This is a genomic window from uncultured Thalassospira sp. (genome assembly GCF_963976115.1).
In the GTDB taxonomy this organism is placed as follows: Bacteria; Pseudomonadota; Alphaproteobacteria; order Rhodospirillales; family Thalassospiraceae; genus Thalassospira.
The window spans coordinates 18582-32662 of the sequence record NZ_CAXBJJ010000010.1 but is presented as its reverse complement, the minus strand read 5'-3'; the positions used below and the strand labels follow the sequence as shown (position 1 = coordinate 32662).

The following is a 14081-nucleotide window of genomic DNA, read 5'->3' as shown; positions in this document are numbered from 1 at the left end:
GGCCCTGATTGTGGCCAAGATATGGAAAAACCAAACCCGCCCGGATTGCTCCGAGGCGGGTTTGGCGCACGGGTTCGAATTTAGCGCGCTAAATTCAACCGTACAGTCACGTTCGAGGAACCCCGAAAGTGAAAAAGACTAGAAGCCTTCGCGCTCGATGCGCTTGCGCTCCAGCTTGCGAGAACGACGGACTGCTTCCGCCCCTTCGCGAGCTTTCTTCTCCGACGGCTTTTCAAAGTGACGACGGAGTTTCATCTCACGGAAAATGCCCTCACGCTGCATCTTTTTCTTAAGGGCTTTCAGAGCCTGATCGACATTGTTGTCGCGAACGATTACCTGCACGGAAACCACGCTCCTTTCAATAAAATACAATAAGCCGGAAGGCATGGATGCCAACCGGATGCTAAAGCGGCCAACATGGCCGTGGCGGTTATATAGTGCAAAGTGGATAAAAAGGGAAGAGGGCAGCGTAAGAGATCGCGCCAGACGTTTGTCTAAAATTGTTCCGCCACATTTATATAAGATTGTTCTTGGCAGGAAACAGGGTTTGATCGGATAATAAGGCCATGTCGATATTAAAAATTGCCCGGATGGGCCACCCGGTTTTGCGCAAGGTTGCGAACCGGGTCGAAAACCCGAACGACCCTGAAATCATTCGCTTAATTGCCGATATGATTGAAACATTAAAGGATGCTGGCGGCGTTGGCCTGGCAGCACCACAGGTGTTTCAGTCTCTGGCGGTGATGATTTTTTTCGTGCCGCCAAGCCGCACCAATGAGGATGACGCGCAAAGCGAAGTTCCCTTGACAGTGTTGATCAATCCCGAGATTGAGCCCCTGGAGGATGACGAAAAAGTCGGCGGCTGGGAAGGTTGCCTGTCGATTCCCGGTTTTCAGGGCTATGTGCCGCGCTGGCGCAAAATCCGCTATCGCGGGATTGATGAAAATGGCGACCGGGTTGAAAAAATTGCCAGCGGTTTTCATGCCCGCGTTGTTCAGCATGAATATGATCATTTGATCGGAGTCATGTATCCCGAACGTATGGAAGACATGACCCTGATGGGATTTACCGAAGAATTGCGCCGCGACCCGCCCGATGTTTCGTCTGACAATACAGAGGCCGACCCCCAGGGCAGTGGCGACGCGCAACAGGAGAAATAGCATGTCCGTTGAGGAAAGTTTTGCCCGCATTGCCCGCCAGCGCGACGAATTGGTGCGCGCGGCCCTGGACCATGTGGCCTTTGATGGCTGGAGCAAGACAACATTGCGCACCGCAGCCGAGGATCTGGGCTGGTCGCCGATGGAGATCGACCGCCTGTTTCCCGGCGGTATCGGCCAGGTGATTGCGCATTATGTCGCCCTGACGGACCGCGACATGATGGACCGTCTGGCGGCGATGGATATTAAGTCGATGAAAATTCGCGACCGTATTGGCGCAGCAATCCGGGTGCGGCTGGACCTGGCCGAAGCGCACAAGGACGCGGTACGGGCCGCCGTTGTCCATTTGTCGCTGCCGCAAAACCTGCTCAAAAGCCTGCGCATGACGGCCACAACGGTTGATCTGATGTGGCAGGCGGCGGGCGATACATCGACCGATCACAACTGGTACACAAAGCGTGGCCTGCTGGCCGGTGTTTATGGATCAACCCTGCTATATTGGCTTGATGATACATCAGAGCACCATCAGGCGACCTGGGAATTTATGGACCGCCGGATAGGCAATGTCATGATGATCCCCAAGGTCAAGGCAAGCCTTGGCAAAGCCGGCAAGGTTGCCGGAGGCGGGTTTCGCATGGGCCGCAAGATTGCATCTTGTATTCCCACACCGGGCCGCATTGCCCGCCAGTTTGGCGGGGCACGATAAGGCGCAGATCTTTCGTCCGTGCGATCAAAAATCAAAAACCGTTGTCCGGCAATGTGGGCAACGGTTTTTTTGGGGTCAAATTTGGGGGCTTGATCACGGCATCATAAAGCTGAGCAGGGTCCGGTCCGGTTCGTTTTGTGCCTTCATTTCGGCGGCCAGATCGACATTGAAAATGGCGTTGCGAATAGCGGCTTTGGCACCCGGGGCGGTAACTGTTTCGGATTTTCTGGTTGCGGCAATCAGGCTGGCGGGCGGGCTGCCCATCCATATGCCCTTGCGGTTATCGCGGGCGAAATTCTGATCGGCGATATAGGTTTTGCAGCGCGCATAGGTTTCGCACACATTCATGTCAACCATGGCCCAGCCAGCCCGCAAAATCAGGCGGTTAAGGTCGCTTTGGCCAACGTGGCATTCGGTCAGCATCGGGAAAAGCTGGCTGTCGGATACTTTTTCGCACGAAACGGCATAATCCTGAAGAATACGCCGTACGGCCTGGGCCGCAGCTTCGCCGCATTGAAATGAAATATCATCGGCCCGGCAAACTGTGCCGGGTTGGGGGGCGCGAATACCAAAAAGATCCACCGCCATGGCCCCAAACAAAAGTTGGTCCCCACGAATGACAGTGGGGAAACCCGCTGCGCCCGGATTAAATGAACTTGCCCGTGCTACCCCGCCAATGCCGGGGGCAAGAAGGATCGCCATCAGGATTGCCAGCGTGGAGAAAAGTTTTTGCATCGTCCGTTGCCTCACATATGACCTGCCAGGACATCAGCAAAAGCAATGCCAGTTTTGGCAGGCAGATTATGCCGCCCTGGACATGTTCGCAGATGTGCCGGTTTTAAGGGGGCAGGCCAAGTATGGCAGTGTTGCCAAACTGTGCAAAACCGCCATTGGCAGTGGGGGCTGGATAAAACGGGGTAGGGGATGATGACGGGATGCAGGTTACCGGGTAATTTGGGCGGAATGTGTATGGTTAAAAAAATACCCCGCAACCCGGATAAACGGGGCGACGGGGTATTGTTTTTGGCGGGTGTAATGTCGCCCGGTAATGCGGGTTGCGTTATTTGGCGGTTTTGGCGGGTTTTGCCGGGCGCAGCCAGGTCACATGGCCCATTTTGCGGCCCGGTTTGGCGTCGGCCTTGCCATACAGGTGCAATTTGGCATCAGGGTCGGACAAAATTGCCTGCCAGGCATCAATATCGTCGCCAAGAAGGTTTTTCATTTCTGCATCTGAATGGTTGGTCGGATCGCCCAGCGGCAGGCCGCACACCGCGCGGATGAATTGTTCAAACTGGCTGGTCACACAGGCATCAATCGTCCAGTGGCCGGAATTATGCGGGCGCGGGGCGACCTCATTGACCAGCAATTTGCCATCGCGGGTCACAAACATTTCAACCGCAAGAAGGCCAATAAAATCCATCTTTTCGGCCAGTGTTTTGGCAATGTTTTCGGCCTCAGTGCGCAGGGACGCACGAATTTGGGCCGGGGCGATGGTGACATCGAGAATATGGTTGGCATGGCGGTTTTCCACCGGGCAGAAACAGGCCATTTTGCCGTCAATGCCCCGGGCGACAATGACCGAAAGTTCGCGTTCAAAATCGACAAAGCCTTCAAGAATGGCTTCGCTGCTGCCCATATCAAGCCAGGCAGACGCCAGGTTGGTGTCATCGGTGATTTTAATCTGACCTTTGCCGTCATAGCCCATTTCAGTGGTTTTCAAAACCGATGGACGGCCCAGTTGTTTAACCGCTGCTTCGAGATCGGCGAGGGAGCGCACGGCCGCAAACGGGGCCGTGCCAACGCCATGTTCATTGCAAAAGGTTTTTTCGCGCAACCGGTTTTGCGAAATATGCAGGCATTTCCACCCCGGACGAACCGGCACCATGCCAGAAAGCAGTTTGACCGCATCGTAAGGGACATTTTCAAATTCAAATGTCACCACATCAACGCTGTTGGCAAATTCTTTAAGGGCGGTGAAGTCGGTATAGTTGGCAACCGTTGCCTTGTCGCAGACCTGTTGCGTCGGGCTGTCTTTTCCGGGACCAAACACATGGACGCGATATCCCAGTTCGGCAGCACAAAGGGCGGCCATGCGGCCCAATTGGCCATTGCCCATAATGCCGATGGTGCCACCGGGGGCGATGATGCGTTTGTCAAAATCAGGGGTCATGAAATCCTCGGATCGGAAAGGCGGGCACGGAACGAAACGGGTGATGTTCGGGGCACCAACGTGGTTTATGCACATGATACCGTTTCGGGCGCAATGGCAACATCCCTGGCATTATATCGCGCCAGTCGGACAAAGACACATATGTAAAAATGGCGCATCGGGGAATGCGCGATCAGAGGTATCAGACCGCCGGGTCAACGGGGTCTTGTGCAACCGCATCGGTCTGGCTTTGACGCCAGGCATCAAGACGGTCGGCCAGAGCGTCATTCATCAGGGCCATGATGCCAGCTGCCAGCAGACCGGCATTTTTTGCCCCGGCCGCTCCGATTGCCAATGTGCCCACCGGCACGCCGCCGGGCATTTGCACGATCGACAACAAACTGTCCATTCCCTTAAGCGCACGGCTTTGTATCGGAACCCCAAGAACGGGAAGCGGCGTCATCGCGGCCGTCATGCCAGGCAAATGGGCGGCGCCGCCGGCACCTGCGATAATAACCTTCAAGCCGCGGGATTTGGCGGTTTTGGCATAGTCAACCAGGCGGTCCGGGGTGCGGTGGGCCGAAACGATTTTCGTTTCATAGGCAACCCCCAGCGTATCAAGAATATCGGCGGCGTTTTTCATGGTTTCCCAGTCGGACTGGCTGCCCATGATAATGCCGATTGCCGGGCGGGGGTCGCGCATGATGGAGGCTCCGTTTTAATGGCGTGCAATACGAAGGCCCGCATTATAGGGAGGTCGTATCGTCATGCAAGCGCAACGCCGGGCTCAGGCAGGCAAAATCGGTAATTGTTCACATACGGGCGATGGTGTCCCTGTTTTTGACGAATTGTCGCCTTACCATCTTAATGGTTGAATATCTGTCTGTATGGTATGTCTTTAATGGATTTTATCTGAAAGATGATTTAAGCTGCAATATGGAAGATTGCTATGCAGGCAGTTCCAAAACGCAGGTAGCGCGAGAACCCGACATGAAAGTCACAGAGGCGAGGATGGCATCGTCATCCTCTGGGGCCGGTTCCGAAGGACGGGATCCAGCCGCAAAACAGGCAGTTTATGCCACACAGGCTTATGTTCGCAACGGTGGCAACGGCTTTAACGGGGCTGCTGGCGGCGGTGGTGGAAACACTGGCGGGCGGGATGCAAATGGCCGTACCCCTGTTGATCCGGCCAACCTGTTAGGTATTCCCTCCGAACAGATTACCCCTGCCGTTGAGCAGGCCCTGTCGCGTCTGATGTCGCGGGTTGATACCTTGGTGACCCAGCTTGAAACGGTGCAAAAACACCAGCAGGAACTGGCACGGCGTTCGTCGCAAGATCCCTTTACCGGCCTTTTGTCGCGGCCATCCTTTATGCAAATTCTTGAAAATGAAATCACCGTTGCGCTGTCAGCCCCATCGCCGCGGTGCCTGTTATTGTGCGAAATTTCCGGGTTGGAAAATCTGTCGAAAATTTACGGGCAGTCTTGCAAGGATGCGATGATTGCCCAGCTTGCCGAATTTCTGACCGTCTATATTCAGCCACCCCATCAATTGGGGTATCTGGGCTGCAACGATTTTGCGGCCCTGCTCTATAACGTCAATGCGGCCGAGGGATGGCGTCGGTCCCAGGCGATTGGCGAACAATTGCGGCGGGCTTCGTATTTCTGGGACGGCCAACTGGTGGATTATCGCCTGGTTTTCGGGGTTTATCAGATTGGACCTGGCGAAACCCTGACCAGCGTTATGGCGGGGGTCGATCATGAATTGCGCCAGTCGATGGTACGGCTTCAGAATTTAACGACGCCAACATAAATAACGCGCCGGTTAAACCTGCATTAAAGGAAATATGCTTTTAAGCAGCATTTGCTTTCTCCCGCACCTTGGCAAAAGGCAGGTTCCGGCGGGCAGTCGTTTCTTTTGTTTGTGGGGATTGATGCGCTGGTTGGACAACCGTTCACAAAAAGCAGGACCAAAGATCCTTGCTTCTGCGCCCGACAACGGACAGTTCAGGCAATAATATCGGGCAGTATTTGCGACTCGGCATACCGGATTTCATCCTTTAATGCCAGCTTCCGCTTTTTTAACCGCACCAGGCGCAACTGATCATGACGCGGATTGTTCGCCATTTCAGCAATGGCAATGTCCAGGTCGCGGTGTTCCTCGCGTAGAGTGGCCAATTTTTTTTCAATCTCGATCTGATTGATTTCGTCCATTTTTGATCCAGCTTATTTATCAACGCGAATAGCCTGTAATACTATCAGAAAGCGGGCGCGAACCCACAGCAATAATGTGGTGGTTTCATCATGTGCCCCATAAAGAAGACGAAAAATTGCAACGGGAGATGTTTGATGCGGATCGGGATTTTAACCAGCGGTGGTGATTGCGCCGGGCTGAATGCGGTTATTCTGGCTGTGGTGCGTCGTGCGGTGTTGGGGTATGGCTGGGATGTGGTCGGTATCCGCCAGGGAACGCACGGTTTGTTGCAACGCCCACCTGCGGTGATGCCGTTAAATGATTATGTGAACAATGATGGCATGTTGCGGTTGGGCGGCACCATTTTAGGCACAATTAACAAGGGCAATCCGTTTCATTACCCGATGCCCGATGGCAGCTTTGCTGATCGTTCCGACGAAGTGATTGCCGGATACAAGGCCCTGGGGCTTGATGCGCTGATTGGTGTTGGCGGTGATGGCAGTATGGCGATATTGCGCCAACTGGCCCAAAAGGGCGGGATCAATTTGGTCGGGATTCCCAAAACGATTGATAACGATCTGGCGCATACGGAATATTCGGTGGGGTTTACAACAGCCGTTAATGTGGCGGTAGAGGCCCTGGACCGGTTACAGCCTACCGCGGCCTCGCATGAACGGATCATGATTTTGGAAGTCATGGGGCGCGATGCCGGGCACATTGCCCTGTTTGCCGGTATTGCCGGTGGGGCCGATGCTATTTTGATCCCGGAAATGGATTATGACCTGGATGATTTGGCCCGGCATTGCCTGAATATTCGCAAACGGGGGCGCAACCATGCCCTGGTGATTGTGGCGGAAGCCGTTAAAACCGACCAGGGTGACGCTGTGTTTTCGGGCCATGACGGGCAAAAGGCGCGTTATGGCGGTGTCGGCCACTGGCTGGCAGAAAAACTGGGCGAGCGAACCGGCTGGGAAACCCGAGTAACGGTGCTGGGACATTTGCAGCGCGGCGGAACACCATCGCCACGCGACCGGCTGGTGGCATTGACATTTGGCGTTCATGCCGTGGACCTGATTGCGCAGAACAAATTTGACCGGGTTGTGGCGTGGCAAAACCGCCGGGTTGTGGATGTGCCGATGGCCGATGTGATTGCCGGGCCGCGGCTGGTGGATACCGGCGAAACAATGGTGTCTACCGCAATCGGCCTGGGGGCTTATATGGGGACGCCGCCGGAAACAAAAAAAACGGCAAAAACTGTGTAAGACGATAAGATATTACGGCAAATGAACAAGATTTGCCGTAATATTGAAATACGGAAAAATACAAATTTGCCCGATAAAAGAGGCAAGCAAAACAGGGGCGAGCAAATGGACGCCAAAGCGTTATGGAAGTTTACGGTCGCCTTTTACGGGCGGCCGGGGGTAGCCCCTATGTGCCTGTCATTGCAGGAAAAATGTGGGCTGGATGTGAATTTGCTTTTGTTTCTGGCATGGCTGGGGTTGCAGGACAAAGCCCCGCACAGCATTTCAGCGTTGGAAAATGCCGTTCGGGCCTGGCGCGAAAATGTGATTTCACCGCTGCGAACCACACGGCGATATTTGCGCGATGATCCGTCTGTCGGTGTGCAGGCCCTGCGCGAGCAACTTAAAAAAGATGAACTTGTTGGCGAACGGATCGAGCAGGAATTGCTCTGTGCTGCGGTTGAAACCATACCGGCCAATCAGGATAAAACCGCCCCGATGCGCGCCTATTTGTCGCCAACCCGGTTTGATCTGACACAGGATGAGTGTAACGAAGCCTTGCGTTTTCTGATCGCCAAGCTGCCCCCGAGGCTTGAGTAACAGCACCAAAATCCGCAAAGAATTTTGATCCTGCAAGCCGCTTGTCGTGGATGCTGGCCGTTTTCGCGAATGGCGATATGCCATCGCATATCGCTTTTAAGACCGGTTCGGGTTTTTACGTAAACGCGACTCCACAGATTTTATGCGAACTGCGCTGCGAATTCGATGTTGCCTGCGGATAAAATGGGTGTGTGAAGCAGATTATTGACAGTGCAAAAGCCGCTGGGGACGGAATGTGTCGTTCGATGTAACCCTATTGATATTCCGGAACTTTTTTATTGTGCAGATGGCGGTTGCTGGGGACACCAATAGAAAAATGGCCGAAGGCTGCTGGCGGCGTGATTTCACGCGATATGATTAAATCCTGTTTGGCCAAAACACGACGAACCCCCTGAAATGCCATCAATTATTGGTCAATTCACGACATGTTCTTAGGGATAGCGGGCAAAAATTGTTCGATTTATGCGCGGAAAGACTGGAAATCACGTTACAGAATTACTACCCTTTTGTTGTGGGCAATATCAGGAATGAGGAGTAGGCGAATGAGCGTTCAATCCCATATCGAAGCTCTTACTGCCAAACATGCCACGCTCGAGCAACAGCTTCATACGGAGCAATGTCGACCGTCCCCTGATTTATCGCGGATCTCAAGTATCAAACGGCGCAAACTGGAAATCAAAGACGAGATTAGTCGGATCACACACTGAAAAAGGATGCAGAAGTTCCCGGTAAAATGATCAATGGTTTGAACCAGCCAAAGTGTCTTTTGCCGATGTAAAGAACAACCCCTTTTAATTTCGCCGCCTCCGGTTTGTGCCCACGCCGTGAGGCGGCAAATATGTTCAGAACCCTTATTTAAAACCATGATGTTGTGGCCTGCGCAACGATCCGGATCTGCCTGAAGACGACGCCTTGAAATCGAACACGCGCTGCCGGCTGTGTTAGGCCAATTTGATAATTGGTCCGGTTCCCGTCATATAATTTTCATCCCCCCAGCTAATGCGTTTTGAAGTTATTCAAAACGGGATCAAAAAGATCGACCAATGTCTAAGGGATGTTTTATCCATAAATCGGTATTATAATGCGGAATTAACGGGCCATCATGAAACCGGTATTGACCTTGCAGGGCAGGGCGGCAAAACCGGTCATGAAAAATGGACAAAATGACCGCCAAGCGGGAGGAATGACGCCAATGCCGGGTTGCTATCAGGATATTTACGCCCATTCGATTGCGGATCGCGAGGCTTTTTGGGCCGAGGCGGCCGATGCCCTGTCGTGGGATAAAAAATGGGATCAGGTGGTTGATCTCTCTGCCCAGCCCGTCGCGCGCTGGTTTGTCGGCGGGAAGGTCAATACCTGTTTTAATGCGCTGGATCGTCATATTGATGACGGGCGGGGCGACCAGAACGCCCTGATTTATGACAGCCCCGTCACCGACACCGTAACCCGTTATACTTATCGTGAACTGCGCGACGAGGTTGCGATGCTGGCCGGTGCGATGCAGGCGCACGGTGTTGGCAAGGGCGACCTTGTTATTGTTTATATGCCCATGATCCCGCAGGCTGCGATGGCGATGCTGGCCTGCGCGCGGATCGGGGCGATCCATTCGGTGGTGTTTGGGGGCTTTGCCGCCCACGAACTGGCAACCCGCATAAACGATGCCAAACCAAAAATGATGCTTTCGGCCAGTTGCGGAATCGAAGGCAGCCGGGTGATTGCCTATAAACCGCTGTTAGACCGGGCTATTGAGCAGGCAACCCATAAACCCGATGCTGTTTTTGTCTGGCAGCGTCCCCAGGCGCAGGCCGACATGACCGCCGGGCGCGATTTTGACTGGCAAGATGAATGCGCCAAAGCCAACCCGGCCGATTGTGTATCGGTTGCGGCAACCGACCCGCTTTATGTTTTATATACATCGGGCACCACCGGGCAGCCCAAAGGGGTGGTCCGCGACAATGGCGGCCATATGGTGGCGCTGAACTGGTCGATGAAAAACATTTATGGCGTTTCGGCAGGCGATGTTTTTTGGGCCGCTTCTGATGTGGGCTGGGTTGTTGGCCATTCCTATATTGTTTATGGGCCGCTGCTGGCGGGCTGTACCACCATAATGTATGAAGGAAAACCGGTCGGCACCCCCGATGCCGGGGCCTATTGGCGGGTCATTTCCCAACATGGGGTCAAGGTGCTGTTTACCGCACCAACGGCCTTTCGCGCCATTAAACGCGATGATCCCGATGCCGAACTTTTAAAGGATTACGACCTTTCCTGTTTCGATGCCTTGTATCTGGCGGGCGAACGGTCTGATCCCGATACATTACAATGGGCGGAACGGCATTTGGGTGTGCCGGTAATTGACCATTGGTGGCAAACCGAAACCGGCTGGTCAATTTGTGCTAATCCGCGCGGGATCGAATTATTGCCGATCAAATATGGCTCGCCCACGGTGGCCGTATGCGGTTGGGAAGTTCAGGTTGTCGATGAAGATTGTCATGAATTGCCCCGCGGCAAAATCGGTGCGCTGGTGGCAAAGCTGCCCTTGCCACCAGGAACCCTGCCAACCCTGTGGCAAAACGATGACCGGTTTGTTTCATCCTATCTGTCGGAATATCCGGGCTATTATGCCACGGGCGATGCCGGTTTTATTGATGAAGATGGCTATATTTATGTGATGTCGCGGACCGATGATATTATCAATGTTGCCGGGCATCGGTTGTCGACCGGCGCGATGGAGGAAGTTTTATCGGGCCATAAGGATGTTGCAGAATGCGCGGTGATTGGTGTGCATGATGATTTAAAAGGCCAGGTGCCATTGGGCTTTATGGTGCTAAAGGCCGGGGTTGACCGTCCTGATAGCGAAATCATTGCCGAGGTTATTGCCATGGTGCGTGATCAGATTGGTCCGGTGGCAGCCTTCAAGCAGGCAACAATTGTTGATCGTTTGCCCAAAACGCGGTCGGGTAAAATCCTGCGGCGGACCATGCGCTCTATCGCTGATGGCGAAGCCTATAAAACACCGGCCACCATTGATGACCCCGGCATTTTGCCCGAAATTGCCGATGCCTTGCGCGATATCGGCTATGCCCGCGAGGGTGCAGCAGGGTAACCGGCACGATTATAGGTTAAATTATACCAGATCTTTGTGAGGATAACTCATCAAGATCTGGTTTAGCGCGTACAAACATGGCCGTCCGTTTCCTGTTTATGGGGCGGGCGGTTTTTTTGTGATCTGGGCATATAGCACGCCAGAGGCAATAAGGGTGGAAAGCGAGAGCACGCACAATATGCCCAAAACGGCATCGGCCCCCAGCCCCGTCATGGCCATGGCAAACAGGGACGGGGCCAGCGCCGAAAGGATAAAGCCCGGCAATAACAGGCTGCCGACCCGTTTGCCATAGTGGCGCGCGTCAAAGATCATTAACGGTAATGTGCCGCGTGTGATGGTTAAAACCCCGTTCGCCGCCCCGAACGACACCGTAAACACGGCCGCAGCCCACAGCGATATGCCAGATGCAAATCCGACGATAAAGGCAAGGGTCAATAATAACGCTGCACTGATGGTGACAATGGCCGGGTTGAAATTGCGCCCAAACAGGGTGTCGGCCAACCGGGATGCCAGTTGCCCAAACCCGCGCAGACTGGCAATATTAATCGCCTGTGCCCCGATCAGGCCCAACCCGGCCAGAAGGGCAATCATATGGGCCGACATCGCGGCATTGATAATATTGATCAGCGACATGATCACGGCATAGAGTGCCCCGCACAGCACCTGTTGCCGGTCTGGCAAGGGGCGAAACGCCGGGGTATGGGGCGTGGAAAGCGGCTGGTCGTGGTTTGGTTTTATGGTGGTACGGGGCAGGGATAAATGCAGTGGCAGGGTGATAAAGGCAAACCCGGCATAGCTCAGCAAGGCAATCGTCAGCCCGAATTGGGCGTCGATATAATGGCCAAGCGGCCAAAAAATCGTCGAGGCCAAGCCGCCAAACAGGGTGATCTGCCCCATACTACGCCGTGCAGCGGCACCGCCAATGCGGGCCAGGGTGGCGAATGCGGCATCATATAATGTGAGCCGCATGGCAATGCCAAGCAACAGCCACGCGACAAAATAACTGCCAAGGCTGGTGCCCCAGGCCAGGGTGACGCAGCCGCCGATATGGAATATTGACCCCGTCGCCATCACCTTGCGGCCCCCATGCTGGTCAATCAGTTTGCCACATAGCGGTGATACAGCCCCCATCACCAGCAGGGACAGGGAAAACCCGGCATAAATGACCGTTTCACTCCAGCCATGTTGTTGGGCCAGGCGGGTGCCGAAATTGCCGATCAGGTAATAGGCCGTTCCCCAGCTGATTAATTGGGCAATACCCAGCCGGATCACCAGACCGGTTGTGATCATTTCGTCGGGGCCGGGGCAGACATCAGGGCGGTGTCGGATTTTAGCGGGCGCTGCATCAGCACGGAATCAAGCCAGCGGCCAAATTTATACCCGACATTGTGAAAAGTGCCGACAAGCTGAAAGCCGTGTTTGCGATGAAGCGCGATAGAACCACTATTCTGGCTGTCGCCGATTGCGGCAATCATTTGCCGCCACGGCCCGGCGTCGCACCGCGCGATCAGGGTGCTCATAAGCAGGCTGCCCACCCCGTTGCCCCAAGAGTTTGGTGCAACGTAAATGGAATCCTCGACCGTATGGCGATAGGCCGAACGCGGGCGATAAGGTCCGGCATAGGCATAACCGCATAAATCGCCTGATGCGGCGTTTATGGCAACGATATAGGGGTATCCGTCCGCCATCAGGGTTTTCTGGCGGCGTGCAAGTTCCATTTGGTCGGGGGCGACTTCTTCAAATGATGCTGTGCCTTCGGTAACGGCCTGTTGGTAAATACGGGTAATGGCGGGAATATCGTCTGGTGTGGCGTCGCGTACCATCAAGGTGGTTGCAAGCCCGCTTGGGGCCTGGTCGGCATAGGCGTGTTTCGTCATCGGATAAAGTCTTTGCCAATGTGGCCGGATCGGCGCGGTGAAAGCGATTGGCAAAATATAGTTTGGTTTTTATCATAAGTATGTGTTTGATTATTTATGCAAACCATAAGGAAAATCGATAATGCGCGGGTTTAGTCTGGATCAGTTGCAAGCCTTTGCCGATGTGATTGACCTGGGCAGTTTCTCGGCTGCGGCCGAACACCGTAATTTAAGCCAACCTGCCATCAGCCAGCAGGTGAAACTGTTGGAAACGCGCCTGGGTGTGCGATTGATTGAACGCATTGGCAAACGTGCGATGCCGACCGCTGCCGGGCAGGCGTTGCGCGCCCATATTGGCCCCATCAACCGTGCTATTCGCGATGCGCTTGATGCGGTGGCCCCCTTTGGCAGTGGCGTGCGCGGGCGGGTGCGGATCGGTTGTGGGGCGACGGCTTGTATCTATTTTTTGCCTGCCGTTTTGGCCGATATTCAGCAGCGTTTTCCTGAATTGGAAATTTCAGTCAAAACCGGAAATACCGCCGACATTGCCCGACTGGTGGAAAATAATGATCTTGATATTGGTTTTGTCACTGTCCCGGTCAGCAGCCGTGCGCTGGAGGTAACTCCGGTGATGCATGACCCGTTTGTGGCAATTTTCGCCGCCGATAGCGAGGTTGCCGACATGATCACTCCCGCACAACTGGCCTGTTTCCCGCTGGTGTTTTTTGAACTGGGGTCAAATACCCGTGTCCTTGCCGATACATGGCTGGGGGGCAAGGGGAAGGCGGCTGTCCGACCCGTCATGGAACTGGGCAGTGTCGAGGCGATTAAGGAACTGGTGGGGGCGGGGTTGGGGGCGTCGGTGTTGCCCTCGATGGCCTTGGCCCATGGGCGCACCCGGTTGCCGGTTATTTCCCGGCCCCTGTCACCTTTGCTGGGGCGGGATCTGGCCATTATTGTCCGGCGCGATAAAACCCTGACAAAAGGGTTGCGCGCCGTTCAAAACGGTATCCTTGCCGCAGCCAGCACGTTTGCACACGAAAATAATACCTGACGGAATGCAGTATGTTGGCGTT

15 protein-coding genes are annotated in these 14081 nt (G+C 54.4%); 8 read left to right on the top strand and 7 right to left on the bottom strand.

All coding sequences use genetic code 11. The features are described 5' to 3' along the window. Positions 1 to 138: 138 nt before the first annotated feature. The gene (gene rpsU, locus AAC086_RS14275) at positions 139 to 342 is read right to left on the bottom strand and encodes a 30S ribosomal protein S21 (protein ID WP_007091098.1); all 204 of its coding nucleotides are present in this window, start codon (positions 340 to 342) and stop codon (positions 139 to 141) included. Between the two features lie 224 nt (positions 343 to 566). On the opposite strand from rpsU, the gene def reads away from it, so the two are divergent. After that, entirely contained in the window at positions 567 to 1160 is a 594-nt protein-coding gene (gene def / locus AAC086_RS14270; protein WP_339779550.1) for a peptide deformylase, read from the top strand. A gap of 1 nt (position 1161) precedes the next feature. Beyond that, on the top strand, positions 1162 to 1863 hold the full coding sequence (locus AAC086_RS14265) for a COQ9 family protein (RefSeq protein WP_339779549.1): 702 nt from the start codon (positions 1162 to 1164) through the stop codon (positions 1861 to 1863). Positions 1864 to 1956: 93 nt separating this feature from the next. Here the strand turns inward: AAC086_RS14265 and AAC086_RS14260 are convergent, their stop codons facing one another. The 3 genes from AAC086_RS14260 to purE all read right to left on the bottom strand — a co-directional run bounded on the left by AAC086_RS14260 (position 1957) and on the right by purE (position 4715). Then, positions 1957 to 2598 carry a thermonuclease family protein gene (locus AAC086_RS14260; protein WP_339779547.1) on the bottom strand — a complete coding sequence of 214 codons (642 nt, stop codon included), beginning with the start codon at positions 2596 to 2598 and terminating at the stop codon, positions 1957 to 1959. Positions 2599 to 2923: 325 nt separating this feature from the next. Further along, on the bottom strand, positions 2924 to 4033 hold the full coding sequence (locus AAC086_RS14255) for a 5-(carboxyamino)imidazole ribonucleotide synthase (protein WP_339779545.1): 1110 nt from the start codon (positions 4031 to 4033) through the stop codon (positions 2924 to 2926). Positions 4034 to 4214: 181 nt separating this feature from the next. Then, positions 4215 to 4715 carry a 5-(carboxyamino)imidazole ribonucleotide mutase gene (gene purE, locus AAC086_RS14250; RefSeq protein WP_339779544.1) on the bottom strand — a complete coding sequence of 167 codons (501 nt, stop codon included), beginning with the start codon at positions 4713 to 4715 and terminating at the stop codon, positions 4215 to 4217. Positions 4716 to 5002: 287 nt separating this feature from the next. On the opposite strand from purE, the gene AAC086_RS14245 reads away from it, so the two are divergent. Further along, positions 5003 to 5824: a GGDEF domain-containing protein gene (locus tag AAC086_RS14245; protein WP_339779542.1), complete on the top strand. Its 822-nt coding sequence runs from the start codon at positions 5003 to 5005 to the stop codon at positions 5822 to 5824. 194 nt (positions 5825 to 6018) lie between these two features. Here the strand turns inward: AAC086_RS14245 and AAC086_RS14240 are convergent, their stop codons facing one another. Then, positions 6019 to 6225, bottom strand: coding sequence for a DUF465 domain-containing protein (locus AAC086_RS14240; protein ID WP_339779540.1), 207 nt, complete (start codon positions 6223 to 6225; stop codon positions 6019 to 6021). 135 nt (positions 6226 to 6360) lie between these two features. On the opposite strand from AAC086_RS14240, the gene AAC086_RS14235 reads away from it, so the two are divergent. From AAC086_RS14235 to AAC086_RS14220, 4 genes are all read left to right on the top strand, one after another. Beyond that, on the top strand, positions 6361 to 7467 hold the full coding sequence (locus AAC086_RS14235; protein WP_339779538.1) for an ATP-dependent 6-phosphofructokinase: 1107 nt from the start codon (positions 6361 to 6363) through the stop codon (positions 7465 to 7467). Between the two features lie 105 nt (positions 7468 to 7572). Further along, positions 7573 to 8046: a TIGR02444 family protein gene (locus AAC086_RS14230; protein ID WP_339779536.1), complete on the top strand. Its 474-nt coding sequence runs from the start codon at positions 7573 to 7575 to the stop codon at positions 8044 to 8046. A 425-nt stretch (positions 8047 to 8471) separates the two neighbouring features. Then, positions 8472 to 8753, top strand: a complete 282-nt coding sequence (locus AAC086_RS14225) for a DUF465 domain-containing protein (protein ID WP_339779535.1) — start codon at positions 8472 to 8474, stop codon at positions 8751 to 8753. Positions 8754 to 9238: 485 nt separating this feature from the next. Next, positions 9239 to 11149: a propionyl-CoA synthetase gene (locus AAC086_RS14220; protein ID WP_339779533.1), complete on the top strand. Its 1911-nt coding sequence runs from the start codon at positions 9239 to 9241 to the stop codon at positions 11147 to 11149. Positions 11150 to 11245: 96 nt separating this feature from the next. Here the strand turns inward: AAC086_RS14220 and AAC086_RS14215 are convergent, their stop codons facing one another. Together AAC086_RS14215 and AAC086_RS14210 are read right to left on the bottom strand one after the other, a co-directional pair. Next, the gene (locus AAC086_RS14215) at positions 11246 to 12439 is read right to left on the bottom strand and encodes an MFS transporter (protein WP_339779532.1); all 1194 of its coding nucleotides are present in this window, start codon (positions 12437 to 12439) and stop codon (positions 11246 to 11248) included. After that, the gene (locus AAC086_RS14210; protein WP_339779530.1) at positions 12436 to 13026 is read right to left on the bottom strand and encodes an N-acetyltransferase family protein; all 591 of its coding nucleotides are present in this window, start codon (positions 13024 to 13026) and stop codon (positions 12436 to 12438) included. Before AAC086_RS14210 ends, AAC086_RS14215 begins: the two co-directional genes overlap by 4 nt. 121 nt (positions 13027 to 13147) lie before the next feature. On the opposite strand from AAC086_RS14210, the gene AAC086_RS14205 reads away from it, so the two are divergent. Then, positions 13148 to 14059 carry a LysR family transcriptional regulator gene (locus AAC086_RS14205; protein WP_339779528.1) on the top strand — a complete coding sequence of 304 codons (912 nt, stop codon included), beginning with the start codon at positions 13148 to 13150 and terminating at the stop codon, positions 14057 to 14059. The last annotated feature ends 22 nt before the right edge of the window (positions 14060 to 14081 follow it).

What these genes read in the sequence shown, in the direction of transcription:
- AAC086_RS14260 (WP_339779547.1), bottom strand. Translation starts at nt 2,598, where the DNA reads ATGCAAAAACTTTTCTCCACGCTGGCAATCCTGATGGCGATCCTTCTT.
- AAC086_RS14210 (WP_339779530.1), bottom strand. Translation starts at nt 13,026, where the DNA reads ATGACGAAACACGCCTATGCCGACCAGGCCCCAAGCGGGCTTGCAACC.
- AAC086_RS14245 (WP_339779542.1), top strand. Translation starts at nt 5,003, where the DNA reads ATGAAAGTCACAGAGGCGAGGATGGCATCGTCATCCTCTGGGGCCGGT.
- def (WP_339779550.1), top strand. Translation starts at nt 567, where the DNA reads ATGTCGATATTAAAAATTGCCCGGATGGGCCACCCGGTTTTGCGCAAG.
- AAC086_RS14265 (WP_339779549.1), top strand. Translation starts at nt 1,162, where the DNA reads ATGTCCGTTGAGGAAAGTTTTGCCCGCATTGCCCGCCAGCGCGACGAA.
- AAC086_RS14205 (WP_339779528.1), top strand. Translation starts at nt 13,148, where the DNA reads ATGCGCGGGTTTAGTCTGGATCAGTTGCAAGCCTTTGCCGATGTGATT.
- AAC086_RS14235 (WP_339779538.1), top strand. Translation starts at nt 6,361, where the DNA reads ATGCGGATCGGGATTTTAACCAGCGGTGGTGATTGCGCCGGGCTGAAT.
- AAC086_RS14215 (WP_339779532.1), bottom strand. Translation starts at nt 12,439, where the DNA reads ATGATCACAACCGGTCTGGTGATCCGGCTGGGTATTGCCCAATTAATC.
- AAC086_RS14240 (WP_339779540.1), bottom strand. Translation starts at nt 6,225, where the DNA reads ATGGACGAAATCAATCAGATCGAGATTGAAAAAAAATTGGCCACTCTA.
- purE (WP_339779544.1), bottom strand. Translation starts at nt 4,715, where the DNA reads ATGCGCGACCCCCGCCCGGCAATCGGCATTATCATGGGCAGCCAGTCC.
- AAC086_RS14230 (WP_339779536.1), top strand. Translation starts at nt 7,573, where the DNA reads ATGGACGCCAAAGCGTTATGGAAGTTTACGGTCGCCTTTTACGGGCGG.
- AAC086_RS14225 (WP_339779535.1), top strand. Translation starts at nt 8,472, where the DNA reads ATGTTCTTAGGGATAGCGGGCAAAAATTGTTCGATTTATGCGCGGAAA.
- AAC086_RS14220 (WP_339779533.1), top strand. Translation starts at nt 9,239, where the DNA reads ATGCCGGGTTGCTATCAGGATATTTACGCCCATTCGATTGCGGATCGC.
- AAC086_RS14255 (WP_339779545.1), bottom strand. Translation starts at nt 4,033, where the DNA reads ATGACCCCTGATTTTGACAAACGCATCATCGCCCCCGGTGGCACCATC.